Below are 10,007 nucleotides of genomic sequence, written 5' to 3'. Positions count from 1 at the left end.
TATGATAAGCCACATAAGCACTTATTTCTTCATCTAAAGCAGTTTTTGTCATTTTGTTAAAAACATTAATTTTAGATTTTCCTGACATAATTTATTATTTGTCAGTCATCTATAATAAAAGTTTGGTTAGTAACTATAATTAATTTTTTATATTATATTGTTTAATTATTATTATATGAATGAAATTGAAATTACTATTTTATCAATTATTTTAATGATTGGTATTGGCTATGCTTTAAAGAGGATAGATTTTTTATCCGAAAAAGATATCAATCCTTTAAATAAAATTATAATGAATATTTTATTGCCCTGCATGATTTTTTCTGCACTTTATTCTTCAGATTTATCATTAATTCCCAAATTAGGTATTTTGCCTTTTGTTATTTTAATCAGTTCATTTGTCACAGGATTGGTTTCATTTTTAATATTGAAAAAATTGGGCTATGATGATAAGAAGTTATGGACTGTTCTCGTTACAGTAATGATTGCAAATACTGCATTTATGGGATATCCAGTAAATTTAGGAATTTTTGGTCATGAAGGCTTTTTAAGAGCAATATTTTGTGATATAGCAACAATGTGTATCTTTTTGATACTGTCATTTGTTTTAGTTATTAAATTTGGGGGAACTGTTAAGAAGGCCATTCGTAAAATTGCTCTTTTTCCGCCGTTATGGGCTATCGTTTTTGGTTTGGGGCTAAATATTTTAAATGTTCCTATAGGGCCTGTCTTAAATAATACTGTTAATTATTTGGGTAACGGTGCCATTCCTTTAATCATGATTTCATTGGGTTTATCAATTGATCTAGCTGGCCTTTCAAGAAGCAAATCCATGGTGGCATTTACTTCTATTATGCAATTACTGTTTTTCCCGGCAATCGCATTTATTGTTGTATTATTTTTAGGGCTTTCAGATCTGCAGTATACAGTTGCAATTGTTGAGGCCGCAATGCCTTCTGGAATGTTGTCATTGGTACTTGCAATTACTTATAATCTTGATTATCAATTGACATCGGATTGCATATTAATCAACACTGTAATCTCTTTGATTACACTACCAGTAATTATTATGATTTTATAGTTAAAAATTTCATAATTTATTTAAATTAAAATTCTTTATTTTTAATTTAAATTATTAATATGATTTATTTTAACTAATAATCATTATTTGATTTATTTTTCCTTTTGGATTAAGTTTTTATTCAGATTTCATTTTCTAGTATATAAACATTACTCTACAAATTCTTTAGAAAGCTTTATAAATGTGGACTTACTACATTAGTATATCTAATACTATGTAAAATTTTACTACTTGTTTTAAATTGCAATTTTTATATATATTAGATATTTTTCACGACTTGTACAAGGAGAAAAATAAAATGGCAGAAGAAAATAATAACGAAGAATTAAGGATAGGAGTTTACGTCTGTCACTGTGGTGTAAACGTCGGTGGAGTCGTAGACTGTCCTAGTGTAGCTGAATATGCTAAGACCTTACCTGGTGTAGTTCACGCAACTGATTACAAATACATGTGTTCTGACCCTGGTCAAGCAATGATTCAAGAAGACATCAAAGAGAAAAACTTAAACAGAATTGTTGTAGCAGCTTGTTCCCCTCGTCTTCACGAACCTACTTTCCGTAGATGCGTAGAAGAAGCTGGATTAAACAAATTCTTATTTGAATTTGCTAACTTAAGAGAACAAGACTCCTGGGTACACATGAACCAACCAGAAGAAGCTACCGAAAAAGCAAAAGACTTAACCCGTATGGCTGTTGCTAAAGCAAGATTACTTGAACCATTAGAAGCTACCAAAGTAGCTGTAGATAACAAAGCATTAGTTATCGGTGGTGGAGTAGCTGGTATCCAAACAGCATTAGATTTAGGTGACATGGGCTTCAAAACCTACATGGTAGAAAGAAACCCAACCATTGGTGGAAGAATGGGACAATTAGATAAAACATTCCCAACTCTCGACTGTTCAATGTGTATTTTAGCACCTAAAATGGTAGACTGTTCCAAACACGAAAACATCGAATTGATCTCTTACGCTGAAGTAACTGAAGTAGACGGATACATCGGAAACTTCAAAGTAACCGTAGAGAAAAAAGCAAGATACGTAGATGAAGATTTATGTACTGGATGTGGTGCATGTCAAGAAGCTTGTCCTATTGAAATACCTAACTACTACGACGAAGGTGTAGGTATGGTAAAAGCTGCTTACATTCCATTCCCTCAAGCTGTACCATTATGTGCAACTATCGATAAAGATTACTGTATCGAATGTAACTTATGTGTACAAGCATGTGGACCAGACGCAATCGACCACAACCAACAACCTACTGAAATTGAATTAGAAGTTGGTACTATTGTAGCTGCTATCGGTTACGACCCATTCGATCCTTCAAGCATTTACCAATACGGATACGGACGTTTCTCAAACGTTATTACCGCTATGGAAATTGAAAGGATGATTAACGCATCCGGACCTACCGGTGGTCACGTAATCAAACCTTCCGACGGTATCGAACCTAAACGTGTAGCATTCATCCACTGTGTCGGTTCAAGAGATGAACAAATCGGTAAACCATACTGTTCCAGAGTATGTTGTATGTACTCCATGAAAAACGCTCAATTATGTATTGACCACGAACCTGATACCGAAGTAACCTGTTACTACATGGATATCCGTTCATTCGGTAAAGGATACGAAGAGTTCTACAAAACATCTCAAGAAAAATACGGTATTGAATTTATCAGAGGTAAACCTGCACAAATCTTCGAAAACGATGACTTAACCTTAACTATCAGAGCAGAAGACACTTTACTCGGTAAAGTAACCGAATACACTTACGACCTCGTTGTATTAAGTGTAGGTCTCGAACACTCTGCAGGATCTGACGAACTCAGACAAACCTTAGGTCTCTCCAGATCTGCAGACGGATTCTACATGGAAGCTCACCCTAAACTCAGACCTGTTGACACCTTAACTGATGGTGTTTACATTGCTGGTGTAGCACAAGGTCCTAAAGATATTCCTGACTCCGTAGCACAAGGTTCAGCTGCAGCATCCAGAGCAGCAATCCCAATGGCTAAAGGAGAAGTAGAAATCGAACCTATTATTGCATCCAACGACGACGCTGTTTGTGGTGCTTGTCAAGTATGTGTTGAATTATGCCCATTCGCTGCAATTACTATTGCAACCGGTGTAGGTGGAAAAGAATTTGCACAAATTAACTCCGCATTATGTAAAGGATGTGGAACTTGTGTAGGTGCATGTCCATCTGGTGCTATGAACCAACAACACTTCAAAACCGAGCAAATTATGGCACAAATCAGTGCTGCTCTTGAAGACATAGGTAAATAGATTTAGAGATTCATTCTCTATTTCTTTTTTTTTATTTTTTTTGAGTTTGTAAAATTTTATAGGCTTTTTTTGGTGTTTTTTCATCCGATTTTTTAATAAGACATTATTTTTTAAAATTTATCATTTTTGACAATCATTTTGGAATCTTTTGTTGATTGATTTAAACTATTTCTTAAATGCTGTAAAAACTAATATAGTTGTAAATACATAATATATAATAAATCAATTAATTGGGGAAAACATGTTTAAAAGAAGTTTATTAATTATTTTGATGTTGTTTTTACTTTCATTATGTTTGGGTGTTGTCAGCGCATCTGAAAATATGACTGACAATATTCAAGGCACAGATTTCGATGAGACTGTCTTAATGGAAGAAAATATTGAAAAGGATTTTTCACAGGTCAATGAAAGCATTATTGACAATCAAAAAACAACACATATTGATGTAAAAAATACTGTCTCGTACTATAAAGAAAAAATGACTCTTGTTAGTTATTTGAAAGATTCAAATAATCAGTCTATTCAAAACAAAACAATAAAAATACAGATCAATGATAAAATTTACAAAAGAACAACAGATAAAAACGGAAAATCAATTTTATCCTTAAATCTTAAACCAAATACCTACGAGGTGAAACTTACTTTCGAAGGTGATGGCGATTATAATTCAACAGCTGCAACTTCAAAAATAATAATCAAAAAAGCTCCATTGAACATTAAAATGAGTAATTACAATACTTATTTTGCATCTGGTCTATTTTTTAAAGTAAAAATATACAATGAGATTACAAAAAATGCAGTTGGCGGCATTAAAGTTAAGTTTAAACTCTATAATCCAAGAACAAAGAAATATTCCTATTATTGGGCAACAACTGATAAAAAAGGATATGCAAAATTAAGTAAAAATCTTACAGTGGGTAAATATAAAATTTCTGCTAAAATAGATGATTCAAAAAATAAGGAATATGTTTCTTATAAAAACTCCAACAAAAAGGTCACAGTGAATGTAAAGCCTCCAAAGGGAGAAGACTGCTGTTCATTTTTCTTGCAGGTGAGTGATTCTGAATGTGTAGGTGGTTTTAGAAGAGACAACTTAGGAGATGCCGATATTAAGGTTGGTACTTTTAAATGGGCAGGTAAAGCTGCAATAAAACATTATAAAACATCAGGTAGTTATTTTGTTCATTTAATTGTAAGTTCCACTGGTTGGGTTGTAGGTAATGGCGGACTTGATGATGTGCCTGTTATAAAATCTATAATGAATATGGCAGAAAAAATGGTTAAATCTAATAAAATCCAAGGTAAATATCTGAAAAAGATATTAAGTTATAAGCGAAGTATAGGATTTGGCCACTTTTCAATAAAAGCACCTAACGGAAAATATGCAGTTGTTTGGCAATCCGGCTATATTACTGGAAAATTAAAGCCTGGAGAATTCTCTTGCTCTCCTAATTTCAGGTCATATTATCGTCACAGCACTTATACAAAATACAGTACTAATCCTGTTAAGGCAGCGATTAAGGTAGGGGCTACTGATAGATATGGTGAAAACAGGCGAGATATAACAGTATTTCACTGGAAAGCTAAAACAAATAAAAATTACAAAACCACTTCTATGGTCAAGGCTTACTCTGCAAATGACAACGGAAAACTAGTTGGAAGGTCATCTGCTCATTTAAAAGATAATGTTTATTTCAAAAACAAGTTTTTCAGCAAAAATAGACTTCCATACAGTCCTAGGTTTATTCATATTGGAACTCAGAAGTTTGGAAATATAGATAAGTTAATTAAAAAAGCCACTATAGTTAGTGCTCCTAAAGTGACCAACAAATTCAATAAGACCCAATACTTTAAGGTAAAGGTTAAAGATAAATCAACTAAAAAGGTCGTTAGGGGAATAAAAATTAAAGTTAAACTCGCTGCAGATAAATTTAATAAATATTTCATTATTAAAACGGATTCCAAAGGCATTGCAAAATTGAACACAAAGAAATTATTGAATGGAAAATATAGAGTTGCAATAAGTCCTGCAAATAATAAATATTTAATTTCGGCTAAAAGTACAATTTTCATCAGATAATTGTACTTACATTATTTTTATTTTTCAAATATACCTTCTATTTTTATTTCAGCTTCAATTTTTCAAATCATTCATGTTAATGAAATAACTTAATGAAATTATGAAAACTATGGCTGAAGGCATTGCAATTATGGCTCATATTTTTAATTTCAATGATTTTTCTTAAAGGTTATATGTTATTTTTTACATAACTATTGTTATTAATGGGAACTGATAATATGAAATATAATCCGAAACTGCTTTTGTATATCTTGATGCTGTCTACCTTTGGTATCAATACTCCTTTAAGCATCATAGGAATCATTTCTCAAATATCCGAGTATTTTAACACATCGATTTCTATTTCCGGTTTATATGTCAGTTCATTTACATTCACGATTGCACTAAGTGGGTTGTTCATACCCATCTTATTTTCAAAGTATGAAAGAAAGAAAACATTTGCCTTTATATTAGGCGTCTTTGCAATATCCAATTTTATCATTATTTTTACAGACAATGTTTTAATAGCTTCAATATTCAGAATTCTTTCTGCTGTAGTATATCCCGCTTTCATTTCACTGGCCTTGACAGTTTGTGAAGAAATTGCCCCAATTAATCAAAAACAAGACTATATAACTAAGATTTTACTTGGAATTTCTGTTGGAAGCATCATAGGTCTTCCAATAACAACAGGTTTCGGTACGATATTGGGATATAAGGCTGCAATGACTTGGATTTTTGCAATAAACTTTTTGACATTGATTTTGATTTTAATATTCTTTCCAAAAATCCCCGGCAAATCGAAAAGCTATGAAGTACCTTTTTCAAGTTTGAAATCCAGGGAATTCATATTATCTACAATAGGAATAGTTATGATGCCGATTGGTGCAAGCATGGTTTACAACTACATTCCATATTTCCTGCAGGCTGTTAGTCAAATTTACACATACAAATTAAGCATGGTTCTGTTAACATATGGAATATTTTCAATTTTTGGAACCTGGCTTGGAGGAAAACTAATTGTCATTAGGGATAAGGCCACATTAATTGTTTTTCAAATTGTATGTGCCTTGGTATTTGCATTATTGTATTTCTTTTCAAATTATTTGATAGCAGTTTTGGCATTAATATTGATTTTTGGAATTCTTGACGGAATGGGATATAATCTTATCCAGTATATTGAAACATCATTACTGCCTAAAAGTCCCGAACTTGCAAACGGAATATTTTTAAGTGTTTTAAATGGTGGAATAGCTATTGGTATAGCAATAGGCGGATTTATGGTAGATGGCTTTGGCGTAATGTCCATATTTATTGGTGGATTCCTATTTTTAATCATTGCATTTGTCATGATAGTGTATGTTATTTCGGTATTAAAAATAAGTTTGAAATATAGCTGATTTTCATAACTCTTATATTAGAAGATAAACAAAAATTAAATCATAAATATTTAATTGGATATTAGGTGTAGTAAATGGCTAATTATCATGACGAAATTTTAAACTTTGAAAAAATTGCAAAAGAACATACTGAATATATGAGAAACAGTATTAATATGATTGCTTCTGAAAATGTAACTAGTTTGGAAGTAACTGAGGCTGTTGCAACTGATTTTGCTCACAGATATGCTGAAGGACAAGCATTTGAAAGATTTTACGAAGGATGTCAATACATTGATTTGATTGAAGATAAAACCAAAAAACTTTCTTGTGAAGTCTATGACTGTGATTATGCAAATGTTCAACCAGTTTCAGGAGTAACAGCAAATCTTGCAGCTTTCTTTGGATTTTCAAAACCTGGAGATAAAGTAATGGCTTTGGAAGTTCCATCAGGAGGACACATTTCTCACGCTGATGTAAGTGCTGCAGGTATTCATGGTCTAAAAACTGTTTTCCATCCTTTAGATCACAATATCATGAACATTGACATCGATGCAATGAACAAAAAGATATTGGAAGAAAAACCAAAAATCGTTTTATTCGGTGGAAGCTTATTCTTATTCCCTCATCCTATTAAGGAAGCTCGTGAAGCTGCTGATGAAGTTGGAGCTACTATAATGTATGACGGAGCTCACGTTTTAGGTCTTATTGCTGGAGGACAATTCCAGCAACCTTTAAAAGAAGGGGCAGACTTGATGATGGGAAGTACCCACAAGACATTCCCTGGCCCTCAAGGAGGAATTATTCTCTCACACAAAGAAAATGAGGAAATCATTGATAAGGCAGTATTCCCTGGTGTTGTAAGTAACCACCATTTACACCACTTGCTTGGTTTAGGTATTGCAACTGCAGAAATGTTGGAATTCGGTGAAGCTTACGCAAAACAAATCATTAAAAATGCACAGGCATTAGGTCAGGCAATGTATGAAAGAGGATTCAACGTATTATGTGAAGACTTAGGATTCACACAATCCCACCAAATTGCTGTAAACTTATCCGATATCAGATCAGCTTCCGACATTGCAAAAGAATTGGCAGACAATAACGTAATCTTAAACAAAAACCTCCTTCCTGGAGATGACAGGGACAACTCCGACAATCCGTCAGGTATTAGAATAGGTACTCAGGAAATTACCAGAAGAGGTTTAAAAGAAAAAGAAATGGATGAAGTTGCTGAATTCATTAAACGTGTGGCTGTAGATAAGGAAGACATTGCTGATGAAGTAGCTGAATTCATGAACCAATACACAAAACTCGATTACGCATTTTCAGACAGAGAAGCTTATCAATATCACAGATTAGATTAAAATGAGAATCGCATTTGCATTTACTGGAGCTGGTCATTTACTTCGTGAATCCGTTCAGTTGGCTGAAAAACTGGCCGGTGAACATGAAGTTACAATATTTTTGTCAGGCGCTGCAGAAGAAGTTCTTAAGATGTATGGACTTTATGAACGTGTTGAACGTTTAACAGGCGGTAAATATCGTGAATTAGCCACTGATTCAAACCAAAAATTTTCATATCCAATTACAGGCCGCCTATCTTTAGGCAAATATGACCTAACAATAGTTTCACCGGCTACAGCAAATACAGTTTCAAAGATTGTCTATGGAATAGCTGACACATTGGTTACAAATGCCGTTGCACAATCCGGAAAGGGTGCCGTTCCAGTGTATATGGTACCTGTAGACATCCATCCAGGACCAATTGATACAGTTCTGCCTTCTAAAATTGAACTGTCTAAATGTCAGGATTGTGATGATTGTGTAGCTGCTCTTTCATGTGAACAGGGCGCCATTATCCCTCATTCAGAAATTGACCTTACAAAATGCATTGGCTGTGGATTGTGCAGAAACTCATGTCCTTATGATGCGATTTCAGAAGGTAAAATTATTACAATATATATGAGGGACATTGACATTGAAAATACCCGTAAATTGGAAAGCATTGACAATATTAAGATATTTGAAACTCCAGATGAAATTCTAGATAAAATCTAGTTCATCTCCTATTCTTATTTTTAACAAATCTTTTTTTGTTTCTAAAATATATCTTGCTTGTTTTTCAGGTTTATAATATTTCCAAGGTTTTAGACTTGTTTTTTCAAATACCACTTTATTTTTGTCTAAAAAATATACGTCAATTTCAAATCTCATGAAATGGGTGTGTATTGAAGAGTCTTTAAAGTTTAAGAACAATATTGCAAAGTCAATATCTTTTTTCCCCATCAATCCTTTAAATCGCTTGAAAAATTTATTTGCATATGTTATTTTGATATTAATTAATTCATTGGTTGTTTTATTTAAAATCATGGGTTAATTTTTTTCTTTTTAAGTATTTAAAGATTTAATGGCTTCGGATAATTTTTGCTTTCGTCTTGTAAAAAACCGTACAAATAAATTGATTTTTCATGTAAATATTGATTTGTTATTATTTTCTTTATTTGAATTAATAAAATTGCTTTAATTCTATAACAAAAGATTTATATCTTTTTAAATTTATAATAAATTCTAGAAATTAAATTTTAAGGGGGCAGGTATTTTCATGGAATTTCATGAGGACGTTATCTTCAAAAGTCAGGGCCAAGTATATGGACAGGAACTTATGGATATTATTAATATTGAAGGAAAAATCGTTGAAGTCCATCAGACTGAATACGGCATCATAGATCCGAAGATATACAAGCCAGACATGGTATTCGAACTTGAAGACAGAATAATCATACTTGAATTTCAAAGCACATATGTGGACATTTCTGACAAAAAGAGATTCAGACTGTACAGTGCATTATTTGACCATTTGAAAAACAAGTCCCAAAAGGACATTGAAGTGCATGTCTTAAGCACTGTTGAGGCTGAAAAGACAAAATGCTATAAAATCAATCCGGATTCAAGCTTTCCGATATACATCCATTCGCTTAAAAGTTATGACGGTGATGAATTTTTAAATATGATTAATACTAAAATATCAAACAATCAACAGTTAAGTGAAAAGGAATTGCTCTTAATAAGCTTGATTTGTTTTATCTTTAAAATGCAAGAATGCCACAACTTCTGCAAGTTGTGGATGAATTGCACTATTGGGTGTACTGTCTTTTTTAATTAATTTTATTGTGTTTTATTTTATTTGCGTTTTTTTGAGGC

At 32.6% G+C, this 10,007-nt stretch carries 8 protein-coding genes; 7 read left to right on the top strand and 1 reads right to left on the bottom strand.

The window, feature by feature from the left end:
• The first annotated feature begins 175 nt into the window (after positions 1–175).
• The 6 genes from QZN45_RS10490 (at position 176) to QZN45_RS10465 (ending at position 8,864) form a co-directional block, all read left to right on the top strand.
• Positions 176–1,081, top strand: coding sequence for an AEC family transporter (locus QZN45_RS10490; RefSeq protein ID WP_292607769.1), 906 nt, complete (start codon positions 176–178; stop codon positions 1,079–1,081).
• 298 nt (positions 1,082–1,379) lie between these two features.
• On the top strand, positions 1,380–3,365 hold the full coding sequence (locus tag QZN45_RS10485; protein WP_296812817.1) for a CoB--CoM heterodisulfide reductase iron-sulfur subunit A family protein: 1,986 nt from the start codon (positions 1,380–1,382) through the stop codon (positions 3,363–3,365).
• Between the two features lie 241 nt (positions 3,366–3,606).
• Positions 3,607–5,445 (top strand): hypothetical protein, encoded by a 1,839-nt coding sequence (locus QZN45_RS10480; protein ID WP_292607766.1) that lies wholly within the window; start codon positions 3,607–3,609, stop codon positions 5,443–5,445.
• 203 nt (positions 5,446–5,648) lie between these two features.
• Positions 5,649–6,824 (top strand): MFS transporter, encoded by a 1,176-nt coding sequence (locus QZN45_RS10475; RefSeq protein ID WP_292607764.1) that lies wholly within the window; start codon positions 5,649–5,651, stop codon positions 6,822–6,824.
• Positions 6,825–6,898: 74 nt separating this feature from the next.
• Positions 6,899–8,170 (top strand): serine hydroxymethyltransferase, encoded by a 1,272-nt coding sequence (glyA, locus tag QZN45_RS10470; RefSeq protein WP_292607762.1) that lies wholly within the window; start codon positions 6,899–6,901, stop codon positions 8,168–8,170.
• 1 nt (position 8,171) lies between these two features.
• Positions 8,172–8,864, top strand: coding sequence for a dihydromethanopterin reductase (acceptor) (locus tag QZN45_RS10465; RefSeq protein ID WP_292607759.1), 693 nt, complete (start codon positions 8,172–8,174; stop codon positions 8,862–8,864).
• Here QZN45_RS10465 and QZN45_RS10460 read toward each other — a convergent pair.
• Positions 8,850–9,176: a DUF192 domain-containing protein gene (locus QZN45_RS10460; RefSeq protein WP_292607757.1), complete on the bottom strand. Its 327-nt coding sequence runs from the start codon at positions 9,174–9,176 to the stop codon at positions 8,850–8,852. The genes QZN45_RS10465 and QZN45_RS10460 overlap by 15 nt on opposite strands.
• Before the next feature lie 232 nt (positions 9,177–9,408).
• Here QZN45_RS10460 and QZN45_RS10455 point away from each other — a divergent pair, with 232 nt between their 5' ends.
• A complete protein-coding gene (locus tag QZN45_RS10455; RefSeq protein WP_296812815.1) occupies positions 9,409–9,969 on the top strand; it encodes a hypothetical protein in 561 nt (186 codons plus the stop codon).
• The last annotated feature ends 38 nt before the right edge of the window (positions 9,970–10,007 follow it).

The sequence above is a fragment of the uncultured Methanobrevibacter sp. genome (genome assembly GCF_900314695.1).
In the GTDB taxonomy this organism is placed as follows: Archaea; Methanobacteriota; Methanobacteria; order Methanobacteriales; family Methanobacteriaceae; genus Methanocatella.
The sequence above is the reverse complement of the archived record's forward strand: the minus strand, read 5'-3'. Positions and strand labels throughout refer to the sequence as shown.

Coding starts and splice junctions, on each gene's coding strand:
- QZN45_RS10490 (WP_292607769.1), top strand. CDS start 176: ATGAATGAAATTGAAATTACTATTTTATCAATTATTTTAATGATTGGT.
- QZN45_RS10465 (WP_292607759.1), top strand. CDS start 8,172: ATGAGAATCGCATTTGCATTTACTGGAGCTGGTCATTTACTTCGTGAA.
- glyA (WP_292607762.1), top strand. CDS start 6,899: ATGGCTAATTATCATGACGAAATTTTAAACTTTGAAAAAATTGCAAAA.
- QZN45_RS10475 (WP_292607764.1), top strand. CDS start 5,649: ATGGGAACTGATAATATGAAATATAATCCGAAACTGCTTTTGTATATC.
- QZN45_RS10480 (WP_292607766.1), top strand. CDS start 3,607: ATGTTTAAAAGAAGTTTATTAATTATTTTGATGTTGTTTTTACTTTCA.
- QZN45_RS10485 (WP_296812817.1), top strand. CDS start 1,380: ATGGCAGAAGAAAATAATAACGAAGAATTAAGGATAGGAGTTTACGTC.
- QZN45_RS10460 (WP_292607757.1), bottom strand. CDS start 9,176: ATGATTTTAAATAAAACAACCAATGAATTAATTAATATCAAAATAACA.
- QZN45_RS10455 (WP_296812815.1), top strand. CDS start 9,409: ATGGAATTTCATGAGGACGTTATCTTCAAAAGTCAGGGCCAAGTATAT.